The following is a 26,127-nucleotide window of genomic DNA, read 5'->3' as shown; positions in this document are numbered from 1 at the left end:
CCCATGGACGAGGAGACCACGCTCGACGTGACCGCCCTGCAGAGCCTGGAAGCGGGCGAAGAGTCCGAAGACGCTCTGATCAGCTGCGCCTGGACCTGCTCCTGGACGGCGTGAGACGCGAACCCGGACAACGGGGCCGTCGTCACGGCACCCTGCCGCGACGACGGCCTCCGGCTCGGCCCCGTCCGGCCCCCTCAGCGTGAAGGAAGACGTCATGGCCGACCGGCCGACCGCCTCCGTCCTCTTCCCGGTCCAGCCCAAGGGGCTCGGGCGCATCGCCGCCTTCGCCGCCCTCGTGCACGAGGGCCATGCCCGCCGGCTCTGGGTCGGACAGTCCATGGGAGCCCTGGAGACCCACCAGGTCCTCGCGGCCCTCACCGTGCGCTTCCCGGGAATCTCCCTGGGGACGGGTGTGACGGTGACACCGCTCAGGCACCCCTACGAGGCGGCGCTGCACGCCCGTTCCCTCGCGGCTCTGTCCGGGGCGCCCTTCGTGGCCGGCTACGGGCCCTCGTACCCCTCTTTCCAGCGGGCGGTGCTCCCCAGTGCCTACCGCAGTCCCCGTTCGGCGATGGAGGCGTACCTCCACGCGGCCCGTGCGCTCCTGGAAGGCAGGACAGTGCACCACGACAGCGACGCCTTCACCCTGCACGGCTCCCTGGAACCGCTGCGGGCGCCTCCGGTGGAATTCGGCCTCGGGGTACTGCGCCCCGCGATGGCCCACACCGCCGGACGCGCCGCCGACGTCGCCATCACCCTGATGACACCCCAGCGGTACGTCCACGAGGCCCTTGTCCCCGCCTTGCGGGCCGGCGCGGAGGAGGCCCGCCGTGCACGGCCCCGCATCGCGACGATGATCCACTTCGCCGTCAGCCGACCCGGCCGGAACCTCGAACGCCTCACCCACGCCGGAGCCTGGCCGAATCTGACCCTCCCTCACTACGCCGACATGTTCCGGCGCGCCGGAATCGACGTCGACCCGAACGACCCCGCCGAGGGAGCGCGACGTCTTCTCCGCTCGGGAGGGATCGTGGTCGGCACCCCCTCGGACATCGCGTCGGCCCTCCAGGAGTACCGCGATTGCGGCGTCGACGAGGTCGTCCTCAACCCCGCCGGTGTCCTGATCACCGAAGGCGTCGACGCCGCCGTCCAGGACCTGCGCGAGGTCCTGGCCGCCGACAGGGCGTGATCTGCCCGAGCGTCACGGGGTGCGGCGTCCGGTCTGTGTGACCGCGTGTTCGGCGAGTCCGGTCGCCATGGTGCGCATGAAGCGGCGCAGGTACCACTGCTGGAACCGGCGGGTCCCCCGGCGCGCGGTGAACGTGCCGTGCCAGCGGATCCCGGTGCCGCCGCCGGGCAGGGTTCGCAGTTCGATCGCGGCCCGGTAGTCGCGCAGGTACGGGTTCTCCACGCCCTCGTAGGCGAACCGGCGTTCGGGCTCCAGGGCGGTGATCCGCTCCTTGCTGAGGACCCTTCCGGTGCGGAACGCGCGGACCGCGCCGACGCCGTCGCGGCCGTCGGCGTCCAGGCCGACCGATTGTTCGGTGTCCAGGGCGTCGATCGGTGTCCAGTCCGGCCAACTGCGCGGGTCGAGCAGCAGGGACCAGACGGCCGAGGGCGCGGCGGTGGTCTCGGCGGTGACGTCGTACGACTGCATGTCCGGTTCTTCCTCACGTGGTCGGGCGGGCGGGCTGAGGTGCACGCTCGCGCCGTGCCCCGTGAGGCGTTCCGGGAGTCCCGCACCGCCAATGAACGCTAACGCGCGGGCCGTTGACCGTCCCATGCCCGGAATTGCGGTGTGCCGGTCAGGAATTGCGGTAGGTCGAGGGGCGGGCCCCGGTGTGGCGGAGGAAGGCGGTGGACAGGGCGCCGGCGGTGGTGAAGCCGCAGCGGTGGGCGATGCGGTCCAGGGGGAGGGCGGTGGTGCGCAGGAGGCGTTTCGCCTCCTCGATGCGCAGGCCGGTGAGGTAGCGGTGCGGGGTCTGTCCGGTCGTGGCCTTGAAGACCCGGACCAGGTGGTAGACCGAGAGGTGCACCTCGGCGGCGAGGTCGGCGAGGGTGACCGGTTCGGCGAGCCGGTCCCGCATGATCGCCACCGTCGCGCGCACCCGGGCGTCCTCCCGCGCCGGGTCCCGGTCGGCGGGCAGCCGGCCGTGCCGGGTGAGGAGGTGCGTCGTCAGGAAGGCGGCGGCGGACTCGGCGTACAGCTCGCCCGCCCCGCCCGGGGCGCCGACCGCCCGGACGGTCTCCGCCAGCAGGGGATCCGGCTCGGCGAGGGAGGCGGCCATGGCCTCGTAGTCGACCTCGCCGCCCAGCCGCGCGGCGACCGAGTCGACGGTGTCGCCCGGGATGTGCACCTGCACGCTGCGCATCGACGCGTCGCCCCGGTAGCGCCGGACGACGGGCCGGTGCGGGATCCCCAGCAGGAGCCGGCCCGGCACCCAGCGATGGCGCACGGCCCGGCCGCCGCCGTCGCTGGTCTCCATCTCCGCGCGCCCGGACACCGGCAGCACCAGATGCAGGTCCGCCGTCCCGGGCAGGGCCATGTCCTCGGCGACCGGGACGTGCTCGAACCGCTGGACCAGCAGGGACTGCCAGCCCACGTCCTGCCAACTGCAGAACGTCCGCCGCACGTACCGGTCCATGTCGAACCCGGTGTAGGGCCGCAGATCGAAGCGCGCCGAATCGAACACCACGAGCCGGATGCTACCCGGGGTTCCCTCAACTCCCTTGAAACGTAAGGAGGGTCGGCGGACGTAAGGGGGTCGGCGTCTTACCCGGTCAGCAGGTCCAGCGTGCGGCGCCTCTCGTTGAGGGGGACGACGATCAGGTCGGTCACCCCGGCGTCCTGGTAGCGCTTGACCGCGTCGGTGACGGTCGTGCCGTCCCCGACGACGAGGGTGTCGGCGGGGTTGGTGAGTCCCGCGCGGCGCAGGCAGGCACGGTAGGCGGGCATCCGGCCGACCGCGGTGAGCTGCCGGGCCAGGTCGGCGCGGGCGCAGTCGGGGTCGGGGCTCAGCAGGGTGACGGCCTGGGCCACGACGCGCGCGCCGGGCGCGGTGCGCGGTGCGATGTGCCGGGCGGCCATCTCGGGGGTGCCCCAGGCGGCGGCCACCCCGTCGGCCAGGTCCTAGGCGAGTTCGAGCATCCGGCGGCCGGCCTCGCGGTGGTGCGGCCGGCCGAGCTGGCCCGGGTCGCGCTGCGGCTGCCGACGCGCGAGGAGGATCCGGCATGGCAGGACGCGGTCACGTCGGCCCCGCACGGGGCCGGCCGGGGGCCCGCCGGGCGGTCGGGCGGGTCGGTCCTCACCGTCCTCATCGAGATCGGCGGCGGGCACGGGGCCTGGACGCCGCTGACCGCCGAGCAGTTGAGCGGGTTCGCGGCACGCCGGGTCCGCGTGGTGCCGCTCGATCCGGCGCTGAGCGTGGACGGGCATGTCGTCGCCTCGCCGTGGACTCCGCCGGACTGCGTGTCGTCGTTCGCTGGCACGCCGGATCCGGAGCTGTGACGGGAGCTGGTTCAGCTCTGCGGGCTCAGTCCTGTGACGGCCAGCCGGAACAGGCGGCTCGCCCGGGTGGCGGGGTCGGGGTGGTGCTCCGTGGCCAGGACGATGCCGACGATCAGGGTGATGAGGTCGGAGACGGTGATGTCCGCCGCCAGTGCGCCGTCCCGTGCGGCGCGGCGCAGCAGTGGTTCGGCGGCCTCTTCGAGCGCGGCCGAGCAACTGTTCTCGTGCACCGGGCCGTCGTAGGCGAGTGCGGCCGCGAGTCCCCGGGCGGAGACGGAGTAGGCGAGGACGTCGTCGAGCCATGCCAGGAGAGCAGTACGACCGTCGTCCTGGCCGGTCAGGGCGTGGGCGCGGGCGCACAGGGCCTCGATGCGTTCCCGGGAGACCGCCTCCAGCAGGGCGCGGCGGGTGGGGAAGTGGCGGCGCACGGTCGCCGAGCCGACGCCGGCGGTGCGGGCGATCTGTTCCAGGGAGGCGTCGGCGCCGTGGGCGGCGACCTCTTCCCCGGCCACGGCGAGGATGCGCGCGTAGTTGCGCCGGGCGTCCGCACGCTGGTGCTCGGGCATGGCGTCACCTCCGGGATTGATAAGTGGCGGGGCCCGCCGTATCGTACCGGAGCATAAACGGCGGGCCCCGCCGTTTTATCGACGAGCAGCTCGAGGGAGCGTCATGTCCGCACCTTCCGCACCCGTTCTGGTCACCGGCGCCACCGGCAGGCAGGGCGGTGCCACCGCCCGCGCGCTGCTCGCGGCGGGCGTGCCCGTCCGCGCCCTGGTGCGCGACCCGGCCACCGAACGGGCCCGAGCCGTCAAGGCACTCGGTGCCGAACTGGTCACCGGCGACCTCCTGGACCGCGATTCCGTGGTCCGGGCCGCCGAGGGCGCCCGCGCCGTCTTCTCCGTGCAGATGCCCGCCGTCACCCCCGAGGGCTTCGACCACGACGGCGAGGTGGTCCAGGGCGTCAACCTCATCGAGGGCGCGAAGGCCGCCGGAGTGGCGCAGTTCGTGCACACGTCCGCCACCGGTGTCGGCCCGCACACCGGGACGCCCGGCTGGGCCGAAGGCCGCTGGCCCCTGCTGGAGGCCCCGTTGGGCGCCAAGAGCGCGCTCCAGGACCGGGTCCGCGCGGCCGGCTTCGCCCACTGGACGCTGCTGAAGCCGGGTTTCTTCATGGAGAACTTCCTCCCGTCCATGGCGTTCCTGTTCCCGCGCGGCGTCGAGGCCGGCCTGGTGAGCGTCCTGCGCCCCGAGACCCGGCTGTCCCTGATCGCGGCGGACGACATCGGCCGGGCCGCCGCCGCTGCCTTCACCGACCCGGAGCGGTTCGACGGGGTCGAACTGGAGCTGGCCGGCGACCACTTGTCCATGACGCGGATCGCCGACGTCCTCTCCCGCGTGCTGGGCACACCGCTGTCCGCGCCGGACATGACCGAGGAGGAGGCGTTTGCCGCCGGTATGCCGGCGATGGGCGCGAGCCACGCGTGGCTGAACGTGGCGGAGCAACCGGGCCGCCCCCGGTACGCGAGGGATCTGGGCATCCCGGTCACGTCCTTCGAGGAATGGGCACGGAACCACCTGCGCCCCGCCGCCTGACACGGCTCTCCGGGTTCAGCCGACTGTGCGATCATGCGCGCGTGAACACGGACAACGGCCCCTCCCAGGGCATTCCCCCCACTCCGTCCACCCCCGCGCCGACCGGTTTCGCCGCCGAGTTCAAGGACGCCGTGACCCTGCGCGCGTTCGGCCTCGTCATCGGCGGACTCCTGGTGCAACTCGCCTTCATCGCGTCGTACATCGGCGCCTTCCACTCCCCCACCCCCCACCGCATCCCCGTCGCGGTCGCCGCCCCGCAGCAGGTCTCCGCGAAGATCGTCGCCCAGCTCAACGGCCTCGACGGCGACCCGGTGCGGGCCGAGGCCGTGGCGGACGCCGACGCCGCGCGCCGCCGGGTCCTCACGCGCGCGTCCGACGCCGCGTTCCTCTTCGACGCGACCGGCACGCGGGACACGCTGCTCGTCGCCTCCGCCGGCGGGCCGTCCGTCTCGCAGACGGCGACGCAGATCGCGCAGCGGATCGAGGCGGCGCAGCACCGGCAGATCACCGTCACCGACATCCGCTCCCCCAACGCCGGTGACGGGCGCGGGATGACGTCGTTCTACCTCGTCCTCGGCTGGGTGATCGGCGGTTATCTGACCGCGACCATCATGGGCATGGCGGCGGGCTCGCGGCCCGCGAACCGCTCCCGGACGCTGATCCGGCTGGGCGTGCTCGTCCTGTACGCGCTGGTGTCGGGGCTGGCCGGGGCGGCGATCGTCGGGCCCGGGTTCGACGCGCTCGGCGGGCACTTCTGGGCGCTCACCGGGATCGGCACGCTCGTCGTCCTCGCCGCCGCGGCGACCGCGCTCGGCCTCCAGACCCTGTTCGGGCTCCTCGGCACGGGCCTGGTGATCCTCCTGTTCGTCGTGCTGGGCAACCCGAGTTCGGGCGGCGTGTACCCGGCGCCGCTGCTGCCGTCGTTCTGGAGCGCGATCGGGCAGGCGCTGCCGCCGGGGGCGGGGACGACGGTCGTCCGCAACACCGTGTACTTCTCGGGACACGCGACGTCCGGGGCGCTGTGGGTGCTGGCCGCGTACGCCGTCGGCGGGGCGCTGCTCGCGGTCGGGGCGGCGTGGTGGCGGGAGTCGAAGAGCACCCCCGGGACTCCGTAAGGGCTCCCCCGGCACTCCGCCGAAGGACTCCCCTGACGCTCCATCGCGATATAGCGCTACTCTGTGAGCCTCGCGCCACACCAGACCGGAACAGGGACGTGACGATGCCGGAAAAGCTGCCGACCACCGCGAACCTCCGCGCCTCGCACGCGGACCGGGACCGTGTCGTGGACGTGCTGCGGATCTCCGCCGGGGACGGCCGGCTCACGGCGTCCGAACTCGACGAGCGCATCGAACTGGCCCTGTCCGCCCGGACTCTGGGCGAGCTGGCCGTCCTCACCGCCGACCTCCCGCCGGTCTCCACCGTCACCGGCACGTCCGTCGCCGAGGTCAAGGACGTCCTGCGCGTCGAGCAGTCCTTCAGCAGGGTCGAGCGCGTCGGCCGCTGGATCGTCCCCCGGCGCCTCGACCTCGCCACCCAGTGGTGCGACGTCACCCTCGACTTCACCCAGGCCGTCATCACCCAGGACACTCTGCGCATCGACCTGGCGATGGTCGGCAAGACCCTCACCCTCGTCACCAGGCCGGGCATCGACGTCGACGTCGACTCCCTGCGCGTCCAGCACGCCAGGATCCGCCACCGCCGCGCCCCCGACCACCCCGGCCCGGCCGTCCTGCGCATCGAACTCACCGGCGACAAGAGCTTCGGCCGGGTGCTGATCCGCCCGGCCCGCAGGTCGTTCGGTCAGTGGGTGCTGCGCCGGCGCTGACGCGAGGCCCCTCGGGGTTCGCCGGGCCCGGAGGGAGTTGACGTCCCCCGCGCGTCTCCGGGCCCGGCGGACTCCCCCATCCTGGAGGGCACGCCCGCCTCGGCCCACGCGTGTCGACGGTGCTCGAAGAGTGCTGGTCAGCCGTCCACGAGGCGCGTGCCGAGCGGGGTGGGGACGTGGTGGGCGTGCGGGCCGACGCGGTGGGTGGTGATGAGGCCCGCGTCGCGCAGCAGGGTCGTGTGGTGGGAGACCGTGGCCGCCGAGATGCCCGCGCGGCGGGCGAGTTCACCGGTGGTGAGGCCGTGTCCGGCGACGACGGCCCGCAACACGGCGGCGCGGGTGGGACCGAGGAGGGCACCCAGGGCGTCCGGTCCGGGCCGGTGGTCCGGGGTCCACAGGGGGTCGGGGGCGGCGGGGTAGAAGACGACGGCCGGCTGGTCGTCGACGAGGTTGAGGGCGGCCCCGCGTCCGCAGAACACGGACGGCACCAGGTGCAGTCCGCGTCCCTTCAGAGGGATGTCGAAGTCGTGGTGGGCGCTGGCGAGTTCCAGCACCGGTGGTTTCCAGGTGATCGTGGGATGGAGCCCGGAGAGCAGCGCGTCGAGCCCTTCGGCGAGCAGGGTGCGGGCCGCCGTCGAGCGGGTGCCCTCGATCCGGCCGTGCAGGTGGCCGCTCATGGGGGCGATCACCGCCTCGTGCCAGTCCCGTAGGGCGCGGGCCACCGCGTCCAGGGTGCGCGGGGAGCCGGAGGCGAGGTCGTCGGCCCAGGCGGGCAGCCGGGCGCCGGAGAGCTGGACGAAGTCCTCCAGGTCGGCCCGCAGGACGGTGCGCGGCGTGTGGAGGAGCGCGTCCAGGCCCTCGTCGAGGTCGGCGTGGCCGTGCGGGGTGAGGAAGTCGGGGATCGCCCTGCCGGCGGGGACGAGTGCGCGCAGGGCGTGCGCCGAGCGCGGGATGCGGTGGCGGGCCCAGCGCTGCCACGGGCCGAGTGCCGGTCCCGGTCTGCGCTGCTGGAGGACGCGCAGGCTGGTGACGGTCTCGGTGAGCAGCGCGGGGCCCGGGGCGAGGGACACGCGCAGGAGGTCGTCCTGGGTGAGGTGGATCCGTAAGGGCACCGGGGTTCCCTCTCTGCGCGCGTGCCGGGCATGCATCAGGTATCAGAGAGGGGGACCGGTCACAAGCGGGTCGCCGGTCAGCTCGCGCCGCGCCGGGTGTGTGCCTCCGCCAGCAGCAGGTAGGCCGACGCCGTCCAGGTGTAGGCGCGGTCGCGCAGGCCCGTTCCGGTGAGGGCGTCGAAGTTCTCGGCGAAGCCGTGGGTTTCGCACAGGGTGCGGAAGCGGGTGGAGATGTCGTCGGCGAGGCGGTGGTGGCCGGCGCGGCGCAGGCCGTCCTCGACGAGGATGGTGGCGGGGGCCCAGATGGGGCCGCGCCAGTAGCCGTCGGGGAGGTAGTGGGGGGAGGCGGTGAGTTCGGTGGCGAGGCCGTGGGGGGTGAGGTGGGACTTGACGCGGTCGGCGAGGGTGGCGGCGATGTCGGTGGGGAGGTGTTCGCCGAGGACTATGGGCATGAGGTCGAGGAGGCTGTCGCTGGTCCATGTGGCGTGCGTGGAGGCGGACTTGGTGACGAAGCGGTCGCCGTGCCAGAGCTGGTCCAGAAGGGCGGCCTGGGTCCGGGAGGCCAGCGCGGTCCAGTGGGCCGTCTCGTCCGGTCTGTCCAACTCCTCGGCGAGGCGGGCGAGTTCGTGGAGTTGCAGGACCAGGAAGGCCGACAGGTCGGCGGTGACGACGACGCGTTCGGGGTCGAAGGTCGTCGCGTTGTCCCAGCCGCTGTCGTTGCCGTGCTCGTAGTGCGGGAGGTCGGCGCCGGGGGCGCGGCGGGCGGTGAGCCAGAAGTCGGTCCAGCGGGTCAACCGCTCGTAGGCTTCGGTGAGTTCGGCGCGCGGGAGCGGGTCGGGCAGGCGGCGGCGCAGGTGGCCGAAGGCCCAGCCGTGGATGGGGGGTTTGACGAAGTTGCGCAGGACCTCGGAGTGGGTGACGGAGTCGGGCAGCGCGCCGGCGGCGTCCTGGTGGTCGAAGGGCAGCGCGAACTGGTCGTAGGCGAGCGAGGGGCGACCGGGCGCGAGGGCGAGGGCGTTGAAGCAGTGGTCCCAGCTCCACACCTTGTCCATCCAGTGCTTGGACATGAGGACGCCGGGCCGCTTGACCAGCCCGGTCGGCCGCACGGTCGCCGACCACAGGACGTACGCGGCGAGTTCGGCGGCCGGTGTCGCGGCCGACCGCCACGGTGCGACGGCGTCGGCGAACTCCGCGAACTGCGCCCGCGCGTGCTCCACGACCGCGTCGAACTCCGGTCCCGGCGCGTACGGTTCGCGCGCGGTGTCGATCTCCTCGACGGCGATCTCCCAGTCCCCGGTGACCGCGACGCCCCGTTCGGCGCCGCCGAGTGCCTGGTCGCCGGTGACGTCGGTGACGGTGCCGGTCAGGACGGTGACGCGGTAGCGGCGTCCGGTCTCGTAGGAGGTGAAGACGTGGGCGTTCGAGGCCGGGTCGTGGAAGAAGTAGGTGCCGCTGAACGGCGTCAGGGTCGGCGCGGCGGCGAGGACGGCGACGTCCAGACCGCTGCCGCGCAGCCGCAGGGTGTCCGGGGTCTCGTAGGCGAGGTCGGCGCGTCCGGTGCCCGCGGTCCAGGTCAGCAGGCCGGGGACGGCCTCGACGCGAGTCTCGGCGCGGGCGCCGGTCACCGGGTCGAGGGGGACGAGGCGCAGGACGCCGTGCATGCCGTTCTGGTGCGAGACGAGGTGGAGGTCGTCGGCGTAGGTCTTCTCCGCGACGACGGGCGAGATGTCGAACCAGGACCCGGAGTGGCTGAAGGGGATGTCGTGGACGGAGAACGCGGGACCGGAGGGGAGAGCGGTCATGGGGGGCGACTCGTTTCTGGAACTGGGGTCGGGCGGAGGGGAGTTCAGTCCTTGACCGCGCCTGCGGTGACGCCCGCGGCGACGTAGCGCTGGGCGAGGACGAGGATCACCGTGGCGGGCAGGGAGGCGACGACCGCGGTGGCCATCACGGCGTTCCACTCCTGGTTGTTGTTGCCGATGTAGTGGTAGATCCCGAGCGTGATCGGCTCGTGGGCCCCGCCGTTGACGAGGGTGCTGGCGAACACGAAGTCGGACCAGGACCACAGGAAGGCGAACAGCGACACGGTGACGACGGCGTTGCGGCTCATCGGCAGGACGATCGACCAGAACGTCCGCAGTGTGCCCGCGCCGTCGGTCCGCGCGGCCTGGAGCAGTTCGCCGGGGATCCCGGACATGAACGCGGTGAAGATGAGCACGCCGAACGGCACGGCGAGCGTCGAGTCCGCGACGATCAGCCCCGGCACGGACTGGAGCACCCCGAGCTGGAGGTAGATCGCGTAGAACCCCATCGCCATGATGATTCCGGGGATCATCTGCGCGGCGAGCAGTACGAAGCTCAGCACGCCTCCGCCGCGCGGGCGGAGTTTCGCCAGCGCGTATCCGGCGGGCGCGGACAGCGCGACGGTGAGGACGACGGTCCCGAGCCCGATGACGAGGCTGGTGCCGAGGTAGGGCAGCTGGTCGTCGAGGACGGTCCGGTACCCGGCGAGCGTGCCGTGCGTCGGGAAGAGGTCCGGTGGGCTCTTGCGCATGTCCTGGTCGCGGGTGAACGAGACGTTGACCATCCAGTAGACCGGGAAGAGCATGATCCCGGTCAGCAGCACTCCGATGCCGGTCTTCCAGCCGTTCCTCATGCCGTCGCCTGCTTCCGCTGCACCCGCAGATACACGAACCCGAACACGAGCGCGGCGGCGACCAGGAGGTTCCCGACGGCCGCGCCGGGCCCGAACGCGGGCAGGAGGTTGCCGAACCCGAGCTGGTAGGACCAGGTCGCGAACGTCGTCGACGAGTCGGCCGGGCCCCCCTTCGTCATGATCCAGATGATGTCGAACACCTTCAGCGTGTAGACGAGCCCGAGGAGCAGGGTGATCGCGGACACCGGCCGCAGCAGCGGGAAGGTGACCGACCAGAACCGCTGCCAGGCGTTCGCCCCGTCCAGCGAGGCCGCCTCGTACAGGCTCGCCGGGATGGACTGGAGCCCGCTGTGGAGGACGACGAGGTTGAACGGCACGCCGATCCAGATGTTCGCGATGATCACCGAGACCAGCGACCAGGACGGCGAGGTCAGCCAGTTCACCGAGCCGAGCCCGACGGCCTTCAGCGCGGCGTTCACGATCCCGGAGTCGCTGTTGAGCATCCACGACCAGGTGGACGCGGACACGATCAGCGGCAGCAGCCAGGGGACGAGGAACAGGGCGCGCAGCGTCGCGGAGAGCCGGAAGTGCTGGTTGAAGAAGACCGCGAGGGCGAGCCCGATGGCGTACTGGAAGACCAGGCAGACCCCGGTGAACAGGGCGGTGTGGACGAGCGCGGGGGCGAACGTCGGGTCGTCGAGGACGGTGCGGTAGTTGTCGAGGCCGGTGAAGGGCGCGTCGCCCCGCACGAAGGAGCGGACGGTGTAGTGGCGCAGGCTCAGATCGAGGTTGCGGTACAGGGGGTAGGCGTAGAAGAGGGCGAGGTAGAGGGTGACCGGGGTGAGGAACGCCCAGGCCGCCCACTGGGTGGAGCGCGGACGGCGGCTCGCCGGAAGCTCCCTCGGTTTCGTCAACGCGACGGCTTGCTGCGTCACTTGACCGCGCCCTGCGCCGACTTCAGCGCGTCCTTGGGCGACTTGGATCCGCTCAGCGCGGACTGCACCGCCTTCCACAACTGCTCGGAGATCTTCGGGTACGTGGTGCCGAGGTCGTCACTGGTGCGCCCCTTCGCCGACTTGACGGCCTCCACCCAGGGTTTCAGCGCGGCGTTCGCGGCGACCTGCTTGGCCTGGACGGCGGCGGTGGGGGCGACGTAGGAGAGCGCGGAGTCCGTGTCGTACAGGCCCTGTTCGCTGGTGAGGCAGGCCGCGAGCTTCTGGGAGGTGGCGTAGCGGCCGGTGTCGTCCTGGACGGGGAGGGTGACGAACTCGCCGCCGGTCGGGGCGGGCGCGGAGGCGCTGCTTGCGCCGGGGATGGGCAGGACGCCGTACTCGAAGCCGGCCTTCTCCGCGTTCGCGAGCTGCCAGGTGCCGTTCTCGGCGAAGGCGTAGTCGCCGGTGGCGAACTCCTGCCAGCTGGTCGTCTGGGTGTTGTTGAGGACGGAGTTGGGGGCGTAGCCGTTCTTCAGCCAGCCCTTCCAGAGGGTGAGCGCCGACTCTGCCTGCGCGGAGTCGAGTTGGGTGAGCTGGGCGCCCGATCCCCAGAACCAGGGCAGGAATTGGAAGCTGCCCTCCTCGGTGCCGATCGCGGAGAAGGTGATGCCCTTCTTGCCGGCCTTCTTGACCTTGTCGAGGGCGGCGGTCAGGGAAGCCCAGTCCTTGATCGTGGCGACGTCGACGCCGGCCGCCTTCAGGACCGTCTTGTTGTAGTAGAGGGCGAGGGTGTTGGCGCCGATCGGGGTGCCGTACGTCTTGCCGCCGGACTGGCCGGCCGCGAGGAGGTTGGGGTCGGCCTGCGAGGTGTCGAGCTTGTTCTCGGCGGTCGTGGTGAGGACGCCGGCCTCGGCGAGGGTGGAGACGACGGGGTTGTCGACGACGAGGACGTCCGGGGAGTTGCCCTGCTGGGCGGCGAGGAGCGTCTTGTTGGCGAGGTCGCTGGTGTCGAAGCCGGTCCGCTTGACCTTCACCCCGGCCTCGGTGCCGCACCGGTCGAGGAGCTTCACCCACGCCGAGTCCTTCGCGAACTGGGGGTAGGGGTCCCAGACGGTGTAGGTGCCGCCGTCGGAGTCCTTGCCGCCGGCGCTGTCCGAGCCGGAGGAGCAGGCGGTCGCGCTCACGGCGACGGCGAGGGCGGTCAAGGTGGCGGCGGTCAGACGGCGTTGTCTGGCGGAACTGTTCATCGCGAGGGGTCCTTTGGTGAATATCCGTTGGTGTGCCTGAGTGCTGGCCCGTGCGGCTAGGGCTTCGCCGGTGTGCCGGGCCCGGTGCTGGCCCGCAGGGAGATCGGCGGCGTCAGGAGGTGGTGGCGGGGCGGGGCGTCCGGCTTGTCGAGGCGTTCCACCAGCAGGTCGACGGCGCGCCGTCCCATCTCCTCGGCGGGTACGTCGGCGGCGGTGAGCTGTGGTGTGACCGTCTCGGCCCAGCGGGCGGCGACGACGCCGGTGACGGAGAAGTCGCGGGGGACGTGCCGGCCGGCCTGGGCGAGTGCCCGGTACACGCCGCCGAGCGCGGCCTCGTTGAGGGTGACGAGGGCGGTCGTCGCGGGGTCGTCGTACAGGATCCGCTCCACGCACGCCTGGCCCGAGGCCGCGTCGTCGCCGCAGCAGTGGGCGCGGACGGTCAGCCCGCGTTCGGCGGCGGCCTTGGTGAAGCCGTCGAGGCCCCGGTGCGCGGACTCGTAGCCGGCGCGCAGGAGTGGTGCGGGGCGGTTGAGGAGGGCGATGCGGCGGTGGCCGAGGTCGGCGAGGTGGTGGACGCAGGCGGCGGCGAGCGCGGTGTGGTCGAGCCCGACCCACCAGGTGGTCTCGGGGCGGGCGACGCGGCCGATGGTGACGGCGGGGAAGTCGAGGGCGGCCAGGTGCTCGACCCGGTCGTCCTGGAGGCGGATCTCCATGAGGATCGCGCCGTCGACGCGGCGTTCCCCGAGCAGGCGCTGGAAGGAGCGGTCGCTGTCGACGCCGCTCGGGGAGAGCAGGACGTCGTAGTCGTGGGCGGCGGCCGCTTCGACGACGCTGCCGATGAAGTCGAGTTGCATGCCGGTGTAGTGGGGGCCGGCGGGCGGGAAGACCAGGCCGATGGTGGAGGTGCGGCCGTTGGCGAGGGCGCGGGCGCTGGCGTTGGGGCGGTAGCCGAGTTCGTCGATGACGTGCTGGATCTTGCGCCGGGTGTCGTCGGAGACGGGGCGCTTGCCGCTGAGGGCGTAGGAGACGGTGCTCCGGGAGACACCGGCCCGCCGGGCGATCTCACCGATGTTCACGGGACTCCTTCGTCGAACCGGTTCTCTCAGCGGGCCGATCGTCGAACCGGTTCGCGTGAAGTGAAGGTAGGAAGCACCTGAACGTGTGTCAACACCCCTGGCGGGACTTCCTTCCCGCCGAAAACGGCCTGTGTCGGGGGGATTGCCGGGCGCTCCGGCCGGTGCTAGCTTCCCGAACCGGTTCGATGAACTGATCCCTCCCCCGCTCCCGGGCACCGCTTCTCCCCCGCTCGATCGAACCGGTTCGACGCATGCCGACCCAAGGATTGAGGACGCGATCCATGCCATCCCCCGATGAGAGATCAGCCCGGCGCCGCGCCCCGGCCGCCGTGGCGCTCGCCCTCGGCGCGGGCCTGCTGGCCACTCCCGCCGTCCCCGCGCAGGCGGCCGACGCGCCCGCGCCCGTCGCGCACTACACCTTCGACCAGGACGACCCCGCCTCCGGCCGCATCACCGACACCTCGGGCAACAACCTGACCGCGACCCTGGTGAACCCGCAGACCGCCCAGTCGGTCGCGGGCGCCACCGGCGGCAAGGCCCTCGCCCTGCCCGGCGGCGCGCCCACCTCGACGGGCGCCTACGTCCGGCTGCCCCGCGAGGTCGTGGGCGACGCCGCCGACCTGACCGTCTCGGCCCGCGTGAGGTGGGGCACCGACGCGTCGAGCTGGCAGCGCATCTTCGACCTGGGCACCGACACCACGACGTACCTGTTCACGACCCCCTCCAACGGCAGCGTCCTGCGCACGGCCGTCAGCCTGGGCGGCGGGGGCGCGGAGGCGCAGGTGTCCGGGTACGCGCCGCTGCCCGCCGAGCAGTGGCGGACCGTCACCGTCACCCTCGACACCGGAGCGCGCCGCATCACCACCTACCTCGACGGCGTCGCCGTCTCCTCCGCCGAGACGGGCATCAAGGCGAAGGACCTGGTGGGCGCCTCGGCGACGACCTCGGGCCACATCGGCAAGTCCTGGTTCCAGGACCCCCTGTTCAAGGGCGCGATCGACGACTTCGCCGTCTGGCACACCGCCCTCACCGCCGAGCAGGTGGCCGGCCGGATCACCGCGCCGCCCACGCTCCAGCGCCTCTCGCAGACCGCCTTCGACCTCCGCACGGCGACCGGCACGCCCCCGCCGTTGCCCGCCGTCATCCGCGCCTCCTTCTCCGACGGCTACGACCGCGACGTGCCGGTCACCTGGGACGCCGTCCCGGCCGACAAGTACGCGAAGCCCGGCACGTTCACCGTCGCCGGACGGTCCGCCGGGCAGGCGGTGTCGGCGAGCGTCACCGTCGTGCGCGAGGGGCAGCTCACCGTCGACCTCGCCACAAACACGGGCGCGTTCCACGGCGGCGCGTCGGGCACGCTGTACGGGGTGTACGGGCCCGACGTCCCGACGAACAACCTGATCGAGGGCATGGGGCTGCGGACGGTCTCGACCAAGGCGCAGGACGGGCCGCAGCACCCGGGCGCCGACGCACTGGAGGTCGTCAAGCCGCTCGCGGACTCCACCGACGGCGACGTCTACATCTACATGACCGACATCCACCGCGGCTTCCCCTACCAGTGGCCCGGCAGCACGCCCGCCGAGAAGGTGAAGCTGTACGAGGAGAAGATGGCCAAGCAGGTCGACCAGGTCCTGCGGCTGCCCGAGGAGTACCGGGACAACATCGTCTTCGTGCCGTTCAACGAGCCCGAGGGCAACATGTACGGAACCGGCGAGTGGAGCTACGACAAGGTCAGCTGGCTGGACGACCCGGCCGCCTACTTCGCCGCGTGGGACTCCGCGTACAAGCTCATCAAGAGCCGGATTCCGGACGCGCGGATCGCGGGCCCCAACACCAGCATCCTGTACGAGCAGGTGAAGGGCTTCCTCACGCACGCGAAGGCCGCCAAGACGATGCCCGACGTCATCACCTGGCACGAGCTGAGCCACCCGGAGGCGGTGCGGCAGAGCGTCGCCAAGTACCGCGCCTGGGAGAAGGAACTGGGTATCGGGCCGCTGCCGGTCAACATCAACGAGTACGCGTTCAACTACCACACCTCGGTGCCGGGCCAGATGATCCAGTGGGTGTCCGCGATCGAGGAGTCCAAGGTGGACGCCGACATCGCGTACTGGAACATCGACGGCAACCTCTCCGACTCGGCCGTGCAGTCCAACCGGGGCAACGGGCAGTGGTGGCTGCTCAATTCGTACGCCTCGATGAGCGGGCACACCGTCTCCGTGACGCCGCCGTTCCCGGGCCAGAACTACACGATGCAGGGCGTGGCCACGCTCGACGAGGCGAAGAAGCAGGCGCGGCTGATCTTCGGCGGGTCCGCCGGCAAGGGGAACATCACGTTCTCCGGCGTCCCGAAGAAGGTGTTCGGCTCTCAAGTCCACGCCTGGGTGCGGGAGATCGAGTGGAGCGGGCAGATCGGCGACAACTCCGGTCCCAAGCTGATCACCGAGAAGAACCTGAAGGTCGCGGCCGACGGCACGGTCACCGTCGACTTCGGTGACGGCACGCTGCCCGCGCTGAAGGAGTCCTCGGCGTACGAGATCGTCCTCAGCCCGGCCGGCAAGGCCCTCAACGCGCAGGCGGCGCCCGTGCGGTGGCAGGGTTCCTACGAGGCCGAGGACGCCGCGCACACCGGGTCCGGGTACTCCAAGAACGGGCCCGAGGGCTCCCCGCGCGACGTGTCGAGGTTCTACACCTCCGGCAGTTACGACGTCGGCGGCCTGCGCACCGGCTCCGACGTCACGCTCGACTTCACCGTCGACGTGCCCGAGGACGGCACCTACGACCTCAGCGTCTTCGCCAACTCCCTCAACACGTACGACAAGGTGAGCGAACAGGGCCCCACCAACGTGTTCCTGCGCGTGGACGGAGCCGCCGAGCAGGAGCTGTACCTGCCGCTCGGCTACAAGTGGGTCGTCTGGGACCACACCGACGCCAAGGTCCGCCTCACCAAGGGCCGGCACACCCTCACGCTCGCCGCGAAGAGCCTCGACGGCACGCGCGCGACCAAGGGCGACGCGCTCGTGGACCGCGTCACGCTGTCCCTGCCGTCCCCGTCGGCCGGCACCCGGGTGTACGAGGGTGAGCTGGCGTGGCTCGGCGGCGGGGCGCGTCCCGTGTACGGGCCCGCGCTCACCGGGGCCGGCGGCGCGCGGGTCGGGCGGGGGCAGACGGCTACGTTCTGGGTGTACTCCCCCGCCGACCGCGAGGCCACTCTCACGGTCGACGCCGTCGGCGGCGCGGGCGCGCGGCTGTCCGTCAACGGCAACGACGTCCTCACGCTCGGCCCCGGCAAGCGCCAGGTCGCCGTCTCCCTCTCCGGCGGCGTCAACAAGGTGACCCTGACGGGGAGTTCGAACCCGGCGCTGGTCGACCGCCTCGCGGTCACACCGACCGCGGGCCGGCTCCCGGCGCGCACCTACGAGGCGGGCGACGCCGTCCTCGCGGGGTCGGCGAGCCTCACGACGCTGCCGCTCGCGACCGGCGGGACGGCGATCACCGGGGTCGGCGGCGACCCCGGCAACACCAACACGGCGACGTTCACCGTCGACGCCGACCGGGCCGGGCTGTACGCGCTGCGCATCCGCTACTCCAACCCCGAGCAGTCACCGGCCACCCACTACAACCCCGACCCCCTGGCCCGCCACGCCGACCTCTCCGTCAACGGCGCCGCTCCCCGGCGGGTGAACTTCCCCCACAGCTTCCACCAGGACAACTTCTGGGAGCTGACCGTGCCGGTGCAGCTGAAGAAGGGCGCGAACACGGTGTCGTTCCGCTCGGAGGAGCTGCCCAACTTCGACGGGACGTCCTACGCGTCGGACACGTTCCCCGGGGTGCTGCTGCGCTCCCGGTTCGCGCCGCTGATCGACCGGATCGTCGTGGCGCCGTACGCACGGGAGGTGCGCTGAGCCAGAAGCTGACCGACTCCGGCCCGGCCGCCTCCCCCGGCGACCGGGCCGGACCCCTTCACCGCTCGCCCTCGTCCTCGCCCGGCACGATGTGCACCGCCGCCTCCTCCGCGCCCGCCGCGCCGCCGTCAACACCCTTGTCGTCGGCGAGGAGTTCGGGCGTCGTGTCCGTCCGTACGCCCTCGTCGGGGGCGACCAGCCGACCGGCACGGCGGTCACCCGTCTCGTCGTCGCGCGGCTCGCCCTCCCCGCCGGGCAGATCCCCGACGCCGTCACCGGGCTCGGGCCCCGGGTCCGGCGTCTCCTGCCGCAGTCGTTCCTCCAAGGGCTCGCCCTCGCGCTGTTCCCGCGCGGTGGTGCCCCTGCGGTTGACGCCGAGGGGTTTCTCCGGCGGCGAGTACCCCTCGTCGAGGAGGTCGTCGTAGGCGCGTTCGTCGACGGCGTCCTGGAGGTCCAGCGGCGCCGCGTCCTCCTGCTCCTCGTTGTCGCCGCCGGGCTGGTGGACGTCGTCCGCGCTGCCGGGGTCGTTCACTTCTCTACCTCCTGTTCGTGAACGGTGGCCTGTCACCGGAGTACCTGGAACCGGCCGGATGATGCACCTGCGCCGGACGGGGAACCCGGGAGTGACAAGACACACGTAGGGAGGAACGTCATGCGTGACAAGGACGGCCACAGGACTCTGGCGGAGCGGATCGCCGACGCGTTCAGGCGGGCGGGGCGGGTGCGCCGCAGCGGCGAGGCGGGCGACGCGACCTCGCCGAACAAGCGGGCACAGGAGCAGGCCGGCGGGGAGTGAGCGCCGGTCAGGGCCTTGCGGAGGGTCAGGGCCTGAGGAGGGTCTTAATCATGCCGTCCGTCTTCGTCTGGAACGCGGCGTAGGCGGACGGCGCCTCCGTGAGGGGGAGGTGGTGGGTGGCGAAGGTGTCGACGCCGAGGGGATCGTCGTCGGTGAGGTGGGGGCGAATGGCGTCCACCCAGCGCCAGACGTTGGCCTGGTCCATGCGGATCGTGAGCTGCTTGTCGAACATCGTCAGCATCGGCATGGGGGTGGCGGCGCCGCCGTAGACGCCGCTGAGGGAGAGGGTGCCGCCCCGGCGCACCGCGTCGACCGCGCCGTACAGGGCGGCCGTGCGGTCCACGCCCGCGCGTTCCATCAGGGGGCGCGCGAGCTTGCCGGGGAGCAGGCCGACGGCCCACTGCGCGGCCTGCGCGACGGGCGCGCCGTGCGCCTCAAGACCCACGGCGTCGATCACGGCGTCCGTGCCCCGGCCCCCGGTGAGGTCGCGGACCGCGTCGCCGGCGTCCGTGCCGGTCTCGCGCAGGTCGACGACCGTGGTGCCGAGCCGCCGGGCGCGTTCCAGGCGGGCGTCCACGCGGTCGACGCCGACGACGAGGTCCGCGCCGCGCAGGCGGGCGACGCGGGTGGCCATGTCGCCGATCGGGCCGAGGCCCAGGACGGTGACGGAGCCGCCGGGCGGGATGTCCGCGTACTCGACCGCCTGCCAGGCCGTCGGCAGGACGTCGGAGAGGTAGACGTACCGGTCGTCCGGCGGGCCGTGCTCCACCTTGATCGGCAGGGTGTTCCCGAACGGCACGCGCAGCAACTCGGCCTGTCCGCCGGGGACTTGTCCGTAGAGCTTGGTGTAGCCGAACAGCGCGGCGCCGCTGCCCGTCTCGGTCACCTGGGTCGTCTCGCACTGCGACTGGAGGCCCTGGCGGCACATCCAGCAGTGGTTGCAGGAGACGTTGAACGGCACGACGACACGGTCCCCGACCGCGACGCCGGTGACCTCGGGCCCCGTCTCGGCGACGACACCGACGGCCTCGTGCCCGAGGATGTCGCCGGGTTCCAGGTACGGCCCGAAGACCTCGTACAGATGCAGGTCGGAGCCGCAGATCCCGCTCGACGTCACCTCCACGATCACGTCGTCCGGCCGCTCCACCTTCGGGTCCGGCACCTCCTCCACACGCACATCACGCTTCCCGTGCCAGGTCAGGGCACGCATCGTCGGTCACCTCCGGGTGTGGGTGTCCCCGCCGGGTACCCACCGGGCCGGTGAACAGACCGCCCGTCCAAGAGCGGCGAGGCCGGGGCGGGCTCCGGTCGGCGCCCCACCCGGCCGAGCTTGTTCTTCACGGTCTGGCCCACGTCGAAGGTTGGCCGTATCGGCTCTCGTCTCCGAAGGCTCGTTCGGCACAATGACCGTGTGACGAACTACGAGGAGACCCGCGTACCCTCCCTCAGCACAGGGCTTGTGGCAGGCATGCTGATCGGCATCACAGCCGGGCTCGTGCTCGGGCCGGCCGTCTTCGGCAACTTGGCGATCGGACTGGTGCTCGGCAGCGGCGCGGGCGGGGTTCTCGGCATCGCGTTCCCGGCGGCGTGGCGCTCGCAGCGCGCGTCCCGATGACCGCTACGGGGCCGGGTACCTGGCTGCCGGTTTCGTCCCCGCCGACGGTGGAGGCGGCGATCGCGGCTTCCCACCGCGCCGTTGCGGGCGGTTCTGACCCAGTCGGCTCGGCCGTCTCCGTCGGCTTCGGGGAGGACGACGATGCCGCCGGTGTTGAACCAGGCCCTGGGCACTCGGCGAATCTGATGCGGTCGACGGGGGTGTCGGTGCCCCGGCCGTAGTCGAGGCGCGGCTCGAACCCGGGGTAGCGGAGGTCAGCCCCGCGGTGGGCAGGGACCGTACGAGAGGGCAGCGTCCGAATCGCCGCGAGGGAGTCGGGCGTCGTGAGCCGCACGAAGGTACCGGCAGCGGTCGGGCTCGCTTCGTCGTCCGGGGCGATGGTGTCAGGTCGGGTGGACGAGGCGGTTGTCGTAGGCGAAGATCACCGCCTGGATCCGGTCGCGGAGTCCGAGTTTCCGCAGGATCTGCCCGAGATGGGCCTTGACGGTCGCCTCGGCGAGGTGCAGGGCGGCCGCGATCTCGGCGTTGGACAGGCCGCTGCCGACCTTGACGAGGACGTCGCGTTCGCGCGTGCTGAGCCGGCCGAGCCGTTCGTCGTGGACGGTGCGGCTCCCGTGGCGGAGGTGCGGGCGGAGGTCGTCGAGCAGGCGGCGGGTGATCCTCGGGGCGAGAACGGCGTCGCCCGCGGCCACGTCGCGGATCGCGGTGAGCAGTTCCTCGGGCCTGGTGTTCTTCAGCAGGAATCCGGAGGCTCCGGCGGCGAGCCCGGCGAAGGCGTACTCGTCGAGGTCGAAGGTGGTGAGGATCAGGACCTTGCTCCGGGGCGAGTGTTCGGTGAGCCGGCGGGTCGCCTCGATGCCGTCGGTACCGGGCATCCGGACGTCCATCAGGACGACGTCGGGGCGCAGTTCCCGGGCGAGGCGCACGGCCTCGGCGCCGTCCGCGGCCTCGCCGACGGGTGCCATGTCGGGCTGGGCGTCGAGGATCGTGGTGAAGGCCATCCGCAGCAGCGCTTCGTCGTCGGCGATCAGGATGCGGATCGTCATGCGGGCGTCGCTCCGTCGCTGTCGAGGTGGAGGCGGGTGTGGACGTGCCAGCCGCCGCCCGGGAGCGGTCCGGCGCGCAGCGTCCCGCCGTAGGCGGCCGAGCGCTCGCACATGCCGGGGATGCCTTGGCCGGAGGGGGCGTCGGTGGGGAGGCGGCGGGGGCCGTTGTCGGTGACGTCCACGGTGACGGTCGTGGCGGTGCACCGGATCCGGACGTCGGCCCGGGTGGCGGCGGGGGTGTGTTTGAGGGTGTTGGTCAAGGCTTCCTGGACCAGGCGGTAGACGGTCAGTTGGGCGGTGGCGGGCACGCGGGCGTGGCCGCCGGAGACGTCGAGGCGGGTGGGCAGACCGGCGGCGCGCATCCGGTCGGCGAGGGCGTCGAGCTGGGCGATGCCGGGCAGGGGGTGGCGGTGCGCGTCGGGTTCGTCGGTCCGCAGGATGCCGAGCGTGCGCCGCATGTCGGTCAGGGCCTGCCGTCCGGTCTCAGAGACCTGGAGCAGCGTGGCGGTGGTCTTGTCGGGTGACCGGTGCCGCGTCTGGACGGCGGAGTCGGTGAGGGCGACCATGACGGACAGGTTGTGGGTGACGATGTCGTGCATCTCCCGGGCGATGCGGGTCCGTTCCTCGGCGACGGCCAGTCGTGCCTGCTGGTCCTGGTGCTGTTCCAGGCGCGCGGCCCGTTCCTCCAGGGCGGCGAGATGGGCGCGCGTGGTCCGCGCGTTCGTGCCCAGGGCGACCGTGGCGACGACGGTCGCGCTCAGCGCGACGAAGGGCGCCAGGAACGCGCCGTCCGTCGCCCACCGCAGGCACGCCAGCAGAGCCCCGCCCTCGACGACTGCGGCGGCGACCAGCGTCGCGCGTCTGCCCGCGTGCGCGGCCACCGTGTAGAGGGCCACCAACAGGGCCACGTCCGCGGGCAGTTGGAGGTTCGCCAGCCACTGGACGAGGGCTGCGGCCGCGACGGCGCCGAACACCGCGCGTGGGGCGCGGTGCCGCCACAGGAGGGGCAGCGTGAGGGCGATGGTGAGGGCTGCGGCCGGTGGGAGTTCGTGCGGTGCGTGTGTGGCCGCGACGTGGAGGAGGAACAGGGGGGTCAGCAGGAGCGGGGCGGGTGGCAGCGCGCGACGCGCGGGGCGTACCGGGTGGGCGTGGTCGTGCCCTGCGTCAGCCTCCGTCATCATCGCGTCCCTGTTTCTGCTGATGCGTCCCCGTCCCGGAGCGGGGCTCCTGCCACGGTAGGGGGCGAGGGCGGCGGCGCACATGCGTCCGGCGTCGGAGGGCACCGTGCCGGAGTACGACCGCAGGAGGAGCACGGACACCGACTGTGGTCGCACCGCGGCCTCGCTTGTGACGTGCGCGTTCGCGACCGGGGTAGCGGGTGCCGGAGACCGGGGGCCGATGCGTCACCGGGTGCGCCGCTTCGAGGATGTCGGCGTGACCGAGACGATCGCGGGACTCCTCATGTCCCCTCCCGAGTTCTTCGCCGTGCTGGGCGCCGTCGCGCTGGTGGTGGCGCGCTGGCTTCCCCCTGCCGCCCGTCGGCACGTCACGATCGCGGCGGGGACGGCGTTCGTGCTGTCCGTGATCGTGCTGGGTGTGGTGGGGATCCGCTGGCAGGTGGCGCCGGTGCTGGTGGGTGGTGGCGTCGCGCTGCCGTTCGCCGTCTCCCCGCTGCTGCGCGCGCTCCGGCGCCGTCCCGGCCGACGGGCGTGGCGGGCGCGGTGGTGGCTGGCGTTGCCGGGGTCGGTGGCCTGCCTCGGTCTGATCGCCGCCGGGCCGGTGGCCGCCTGGGCGTTTCCCGTGCCCGTGTTCCCCGAGCCGTCGGGCCCCTTCGCCGTCGGCACCCGAGTGGTGCAGTGGACCGACCCGAACCGCCCCGAGACCTTCACCGCCGACCCGGACGACCGGCGCACGGTCGTGGTCCAGCTCTGGTATCCCGCGCGCAAGAGCCCCCCGGGCGTACGCCGGGCCCAGTACCTCGGACGCACCCGGCAAGAGGCACGCACCGTCTCCGCCGCCCTGGCCGACGCCGTCGGCCTGCCCGGCTTCCTGACCGACGGACTGCCGCAGGCCCGCACCCACGCGGTCGTCGACGCCCCGGTGGCCGGCGGGGACGAACGGTTCCCCGTCGTGCTGTTCTCCCCCGGAGCGGGCGGAGTGCGCACCCAGAACACCGCCTGGGCGGAGGAACTGGCCGGCCACGGCTACGTGGTGGCCGCCCTCGACCACCCCTACGACTCCGCGGCGGTCGTCCTGGACGACGGCCGCACCGTCCACGCCGTCACCGCCTCCACGGGAGACCGGGACGCGGACGACGCACTCGCGGCCGACTGGACGGCCGTCCGAGCCGCCGACCTCGGCTTCGTCCTCACCCGGCTGGAGGACCTGAACCGCGGTGCCTCCATCGGAAACGACTCGCTGGCCGGACGTCTGGACACCGGCCGGGCAGCGGTGACCGGCCACTCCATGGGCGGCGCCGCCGCCCTCCAGGCCGCCCGCAAGGACCCCCGGTTCACCGCCGTCATCGACCTGGACGGCTACCCCCACGGCGCCGTCTCCCCTGCCCTCCGCCAGCCGGTGCTCGCCCTCACCCAGGCCATCACCCCGAACACCGACCCGCGCTACCTGCCCCGCCTCACCCGGGCCCTCGCCTCCAACACCACGACGAGCTACCGGCTCACCCTCCCCGGCGCCGCCCACCTCACCTTCATGGACGGCCCCCTCTACCTGCCCCCGGTCCCCTCGATCGTCGGCTCCCTGGGCCGCACCGGGAGCGTCCGCGCCGTCGCCGCGCCCACCCTCGCCTTCCTGGACGCCACCCTGCGGCACACACCCGGCGACCTGGCCGACACGCTGTCGCCCTACGGCACGCTCAGCGTCCACCGCCCGGCCGACCCTCGCTGTTCGCGCCGCTGTCGGCCCACCCGGCTCACCCCGGTCACGACACCGAGTCCCGACCGCCGCACTCCGGAGACGGACGACTGACCGGTCCGGGAAGGGACCGTGGGCTCAGGAGGGGTACGGCTCGCCCTCGAACACCTTCCAGTCGGCGGTGTACTCGTGGTGCCAGTGGCGGACGTAGCCGTTGCCCTCCTCGGTCCGCTCCGGGTCCTCGGTGATCCAGTGGGTGCCGCCGGCGGGCTTCATGATCACGACGTACGTGCCAGTGGTGGAGGTGACCCGCCCCTGGACGGAGTTGTCGGTACCCGTGTAGGAGTCCGACGGCTGATCGCATCCGGTCCTGCGGATCCGCCACATGGGCGGCACCCTTCACGGGTGTCGCGCCGGGCGGAGCACCCGTACCCGGAGGCCGGGTGGTCCGCCCGGCGCGACGGCCGGCCACCGGTGGCAGTGACCCTCAGCGGAAGGCGTCGACGTTGCGGGCGGCCCAGTCGGCGAAGGGGCGCGGGGCGCGGCCGAGGACCTGCTGGACGTCCGGGCTGACGCGCAGCTCGGCCGGGCTCGGGGAACCGAGGATGTCCAGGGTGTCGTCGGCGAGTTCCGCCGGCATGCTCTGGGTCATGGCGGCCTTGGCCTCGTCGCGGGTGAGCTCGTGAAACCTCACCGGCGAGCCCAGCGCGGTGGCGATGGCCTCCGTCTGCCGGCGCGGAGTGATCACCTCCGGGCCGGTCAGCTCGTACACGCCGCCGGTGTGCCGGTCCTCCAGCAGGCAGGCCGCCGCGACCGCGGCGATGTCCGCCGGGTCGATGACCGGCACTCCGATGTCGCCGAAGGGCGCGGCGACGACCCGTCGCGTGCGGACGGACTCGGCCCACCACAGGGCGTTGGAGGCGAAGCCGCCCGGCCGCAGGACGGCCCACTCCAGGCCGGACTCCCGCAGCGTGTCCTCCAGCGCGCGCATCGCGATCCGCGTTCGGCCGAAGGGCCTGGTCGCCACGCCCAGCGTGGAGAGCAGGACGACCCGGCGGACCCCGCCGGCCGCGGCTTCACCGATGATGTCGGCAGGGCTGGCTCCAATGGCGTGCAGGTCACCGGACAGCAGCAGGAACAACGCCTTCGCCCCGGCCAGCACGGGCTTGAGACCGGCCGGCTCGGCCAGGTCGGCCACCACGTGGCGGACGCCGTCCGGCACCTGCGCCGTGTGCCGTGACACCGCCGTCGCCTGATGGCCCGTCTCCGCCAGCGCCCGCGTCAACGGCCGGCCGATGTTCCCGGTGGCCCCAGTCACCACGATCATGATCAGCTCCTTGTCGGATGTCCTCTGCGGTCCGCACGCTAAGAGCACGGGCTAACTCTTCGTAAGGACGTACCTGAAGGTAAGCTCACGACATGACGGGAGGCTCGCAGCACAGACAGGCCGAGGCAGGGAAGCGGTATGACGTGTTTCACACCGACTGCCTCGCCCGCGATGTAGTCGACCACGTGACCAGCAGGTGGGGCATCTGGGTGCTGATCTCCTTGCGGAGCAACAGCCTGCGGTTCTACGAGCTGCGCGAGAGCATCCAGGGGATCAGCGAGAAGATGCTCGCCCAGACCCTGCGCGCGCTGGTCCAGGACGGCCTGGTCTGGCGGAAGGTCGAGCCGACGACGCCGCCCCAGGTCACCTACGGGCTGACCGAGTTCGGCCAGGACGTCGGCGAGCCGCTGACGGAGCTGTTCGACCGGATCACCGAGCGGCTGTCGCGGCCCGGTGCGGGCTGACCGTACCGGGCTGCGGACATCTCGTGAACGGGCGCCCGGCCGGGCGCCCACCGCTCCCGGCGCGGTGGCCGCACCCGAGATCCGGCAGCCGCCGCTCCCCGGCCGGCCGAAGCCGTCGTCCTGGCCGCGTGAGCTACACCTCGAACGTCATCTACCC

The 26,127-nt window shown here is 72.5% G+C and carries 26 protein-coding genes; 10 read left to right on the top strand and 16 right to left on the bottom strand.

Features of this window, described 5'->3' with window-relative positions:
* Nucleotides 1–214: 214 nt before the first annotated feature.
* Nucleotides 215–1,189, top strand: a complete 975-nt coding sequence (locus IAG44_RS41175) for an LLM class flavin-dependent oxidoreductase (RefSeq protein ID WP_187752114.1) — start codon at nucleotides 215–217, stop codon at nucleotides 1,187–1,189.
* Nucleotides 1,190–1,201: 12 nt separating this feature from the next.
* On the opposite strand, the gene IAG44_RS41170 is transcribed toward IAG44_RS41175, so the two are convergent.
* From IAG44_RS41170 to IAG44_RS41160, 3 genes are all read right to left on the bottom strand, one after another.
* A complete protein-coding gene (locus IAG44_RS41170) occupies nucleotides 1,202–1,657 on the bottom strand; it encodes an SRPBCC family protein (RefSeq protein WP_187752113.1) in 456 nt (151 codons plus the stop codon).
* Nucleotides 1,658–1,805: 148 nt separating this feature from the next.
* Complete coding sequence (locus tag IAG44_RS41165; protein ID WP_187752112.1) at nucleotides 1,806–2,696, bottom strand: helix-turn-helix domain-containing protein; 891 nt, start codon at nucleotides 2,694–2,696, stop codon at nucleotides 1,806–1,808.
* A 77-nt stretch (nucleotides 2,697–2,773) separates the two neighbouring features.
* On the bottom strand, nucleotides 2,774–3,115 hold the full coding sequence (locus tag IAG44_RS41160; RefSeq protein ID WP_223006844.1) for a hypothetical protein: 342 nt from the start codon (nucleotides 3,113–3,115) through the stop codon (nucleotides 2,774–2,776).
* Nucleotides 3,116–3,169: 54 nt separating this feature from the next.
* Between IAG44_RS41160 and IAG44_RS41155 the strand changes: the two genes are divergently transcribed.
* Nucleotides 3,170–3,508: a hypothetical protein gene (locus IAG44_RS41155; protein WP_223006843.1), complete on the top strand. Its 339-nt coding sequence runs from the start codon at nucleotides 3,170–3,172 to the stop codon at nucleotides 3,506–3,508.
* An 11-nt stretch (nucleotides 3,509–3,519) separates the two neighbouring features.
* On the opposite strand, the gene IAG44_RS41150 is transcribed toward IAG44_RS41155, so the two are convergent.
* Nucleotides 3,520–4,074, bottom strand: coding sequence for a TetR/AcrR family transcriptional regulator (locus IAG44_RS41150; RefSeq protein WP_187752109.1), 555 nt, complete (start codon nucleotides 4,072–4,074; stop codon nucleotides 3,520–3,522).
* Nucleotides 4,075–4,177: 103 nt separating this feature from the next.
* On the opposite strand from IAG44_RS41150, the gene IAG44_RS41145 reads away from it, so the two are divergent.
* The 3 genes from IAG44_RS41145 to IAG44_RS41135 all read left to right on the top strand — a co-directional run bounded on the left by IAG44_RS41145 (nucleotide 4,178) and on the right by IAG44_RS41135 (nucleotide 6,926).
* The gene (locus IAG44_RS41145) at nucleotides 4,178–5,101 is read left to right on the top strand and encodes an NmrA/HSCARG family protein (RefSeq protein ID WP_187752108.1); all 924 of its coding nucleotides are present in this window, start codon (nucleotides 4,178–4,180) and stop codon (nucleotides 5,099–5,101) included.
* A 41-nt stretch (nucleotides 5,102–5,142) separates the two neighbouring features.
* Nucleotides 5,143–6,216 (top strand): ABC-2 transporter permease, encoded by a 1,074-nt coding sequence (locus tag IAG44_RS41140; RefSeq protein ID WP_223006842.1) that lies wholly within the window; start codon nucleotides 5,143–5,145, stop codon nucleotides 6,214–6,216.
* Nucleotides 6,217–6,320: 104 nt separating this feature from the next.
* Nucleotides 6,321–6,926 (top strand): DUF1707 SHOCT-like domain-containing protein, encoded by a 606-nt coding sequence (locus tag IAG44_RS41135; protein WP_187753109.1) that lies wholly within the window; start codon nucleotides 6,321–6,323, stop codon nucleotides 6,924–6,926.
* Between the two features lie 137 nt (nucleotides 6,927–7,063).
* On the opposite strand, the gene IAG44_RS41130 is transcribed toward IAG44_RS41135, so the two are convergent.
* The 6 genes from IAG44_RS41130 to IAG44_RS41105 all read right to left on the bottom strand — a co-directional run bounded on the left by IAG44_RS41130 (nucleotide 7,064) and on the right by IAG44_RS41105 (nucleotide 13,949).
* On the bottom strand, nucleotides 7,064–8,038 hold the full coding sequence (locus IAG44_RS41130; RefSeq protein ID WP_187752106.1) for an ArsR/SmtB family transcription factor: 975 nt from the start codon (nucleotides 8,036–8,038) through the stop codon (nucleotides 7,064–7,066).
* 77 nt (nucleotides 8,039–8,115) lie between these two features.
* Nucleotides 8,116–9,840: an MGH1-like glycoside hydrolase domain-containing protein gene (locus IAG44_RS41125; RefSeq protein WP_187752105.1), complete on the bottom strand. Its 1,725-nt coding sequence runs from the start codon at nucleotides 9,838–9,840 to the stop codon at nucleotides 8,116–8,118.
* 44 nt (nucleotides 9,841–9,884) lie between these two features.
* Complete coding sequence (locus IAG44_RS41120) at nucleotides 9,885–10,694, bottom strand: carbohydrate ABC transporter permease (protein ID WP_187752104.1); 810 nt, start codon at nucleotides 10,692–10,694, stop codon at nucleotides 9,885–9,887.
* Nucleotides 10,691–11,629, bottom strand: coding sequence for a carbohydrate ABC transporter permease (locus IAG44_RS41115; RefSeq protein ID WP_425508504.1), 939 nt, complete (start codon nucleotides 11,627–11,629; stop codon nucleotides 10,691–10,693). Before IAG44_RS41115 ends, IAG44_RS41120 begins: the two co-directional genes overlap by 4 nt.
* A complete protein-coding gene (locus tag IAG44_RS41110; protein WP_187752103.1) occupies nucleotides 11,626–12,873 on the bottom strand; it encodes a sugar ABC transporter substrate-binding protein in 1,248 nt (415 codons plus the stop codon). Before IAG44_RS41110 ends, IAG44_RS41115 begins: the two co-directional genes overlap by 4 nt.
* Before the next feature lie 56 nt (nucleotides 12,874–12,929).
* Nucleotides 12,930–13,949 carry a LacI family DNA-binding transcriptional regulator gene (locus IAG44_RS41105; RefSeq protein WP_187752102.1) on the bottom strand — a complete coding sequence of 340 codons (1,020 nt, stop codon included), beginning with the start codon at nucleotides 13,947–13,949 and terminating at the stop codon, nucleotides 12,930–12,932.
* A 281-nt stretch (nucleotides 13,950–14,230) separates the two neighbouring features.
* On the opposite strand from IAG44_RS41105, the gene IAG44_RS41100 reads away from it, so the two are divergent.
* A complete protein-coding gene (locus tag IAG44_RS41100; RefSeq protein WP_187752101.1) occupies nucleotides 14,231–17,851 on the top strand; it encodes a LamG-like jellyroll fold domain-containing protein in 3,621 nt (1,206 codons plus the stop codon).
* 58 nt (nucleotides 17,852–17,909) lie between these two features.
* On the opposite strand, the gene IAG44_RS41095 is transcribed toward IAG44_RS41100, so the two are convergent.
* On the bottom strand, nucleotides 17,910–18,383 hold the full coding sequence (locus IAG44_RS41095) for a DUF5709 domain-containing protein (protein WP_187752100.1): 474 nt from the start codon (nucleotides 18,381–18,383) through the stop codon (nucleotides 17,910–17,912).
* A 120-nt stretch (nucleotides 18,384–18,503) separates the two neighbouring features.
* Between IAG44_RS41095 and IAG44_RS41090 the strand changes: the two genes are divergently transcribed.
* Nucleotides 18,504–18,647 carry a hypothetical protein gene (locus tag IAG44_RS41090; RefSeq protein WP_187752099.1) on the top strand — a complete coding sequence of 48 codons (144 nt, stop codon included), beginning with the start codon at nucleotides 18,504–18,506 and terminating at the stop codon, nucleotides 18,645–18,647.
* Between the two features lie 25 nt (nucleotides 18,648–18,672).
* On the opposite strand, the gene IAG44_RS41085 is transcribed toward IAG44_RS41090, so the two are convergent.
* Nucleotides 18,673–19,857, bottom strand: coding sequence for an alcohol dehydrogenase catalytic domain-containing protein (locus IAG44_RS41085; protein WP_187752098.1), 1,185 nt, complete (start codon nucleotides 19,855–19,857; stop codon nucleotides 18,673–18,675).
* A gap of 201 nt (nucleotides 19,858–20,058) precedes the next feature.
* On the opposite strand from IAG44_RS41085, the gene IAG44_RS41080 reads away from it, so the two are divergent.
* Nucleotides 20,059–20,262 (top strand): hypothetical protein, encoded by a 204-nt coding sequence (locus tag IAG44_RS41080; RefSeq protein ID WP_187752097.1) that lies wholly within the window; start codon nucleotides 20,059–20,061, stop codon nucleotides 20,260–20,262.
* A gap of 383 nt (nucleotides 20,263–20,645) precedes the next feature.
* Here IAG44_RS41080 and IAG44_RS41075 read toward each other — a convergent pair whose 3' ends face one another.
* Nucleotides 20,646–21,308: a response regulator gene (locus IAG44_RS41075; protein WP_187752096.1), complete on the bottom strand. Its 663-nt coding sequence runs from the start codon at nucleotides 21,306–21,308 to the stop codon at nucleotides 20,646–20,648.
* Entirely contained in the window at nucleotides 21,305–22,486 is a 1,182-nt protein-coding gene (locus tag IAG44_RS41070) for a sensor histidine kinase (RefSeq protein ID WP_187752095.1), read from the bottom strand. The genes IAG44_RS41075 and IAG44_RS41070 overlap by 4 nt, the downstream gene beginning before the upstream one ends.
* Before the next feature lie 220 nt (nucleotides 22,487–22,706).
* Here IAG44_RS41070 and IAG44_RS41065 point away from each other — a divergent pair, with 220 nt between their 5' ends.
* The gene (locus IAG44_RS41065; RefSeq protein WP_187752094.1) at nucleotides 22,707–24,293 is read left to right on the top strand and encodes an alpha/beta hydrolase family protein; all 1,587 of its coding nucleotides are present in this window, start codon (nucleotides 22,707–22,709) and stop codon (nucleotides 24,291–24,293) included.
* Between the two features lie 24 nt (nucleotides 24,294–24,317).
* On the opposite strand, the gene IAG44_RS41060 is transcribed toward IAG44_RS41065, so the two are convergent.
* On the bottom strand, nucleotides 24,318–24,566 hold the full coding sequence (locus IAG44_RS41060; protein ID WP_187752093.1) for a hypothetical protein: 249 nt from the start codon (nucleotides 24,564–24,566) through the stop codon (nucleotides 24,318–24,320).
* A gap of 100 nt (nucleotides 24,567–24,666) precedes the next feature.
* A complete protein-coding gene (locus tag IAG44_RS41055; protein ID WP_187752092.1) occupies nucleotides 24,667–25,506 on the bottom strand; it encodes an SDR family oxidoreductase in 840 nt (279 codons plus the stop codon).
* A gap of 92 nt (nucleotides 25,507–25,598) precedes the next feature.
* On the opposite strand from IAG44_RS41055, the gene IAG44_RS41050 reads away from it, so the two are divergent.
* Complete coding sequence (locus IAG44_RS41050) at nucleotides 25,599–25,970, top strand: winged helix-turn-helix transcriptional regulator (RefSeq protein WP_187752091.1); 372 nt, start codon at nucleotides 25,599–25,601, stop codon at nucleotides 25,968–25,970.
* The last annotated feature ends 157 nt before the right edge of the window (nucleotides 25,971–26,127 follow it).

Source organism: Streptomyces roseirectus (assembly GCF_014489635.1).
Lineage (GTDB): Bacteria > Actinomycetota > Actinomycetes > Streptomycetales > Streptomycetaceae > Streptomyces > Streptomyces roseirectus.
This window is presented reverse-complemented; position numbering and strand designations above follow the sequence as displayed.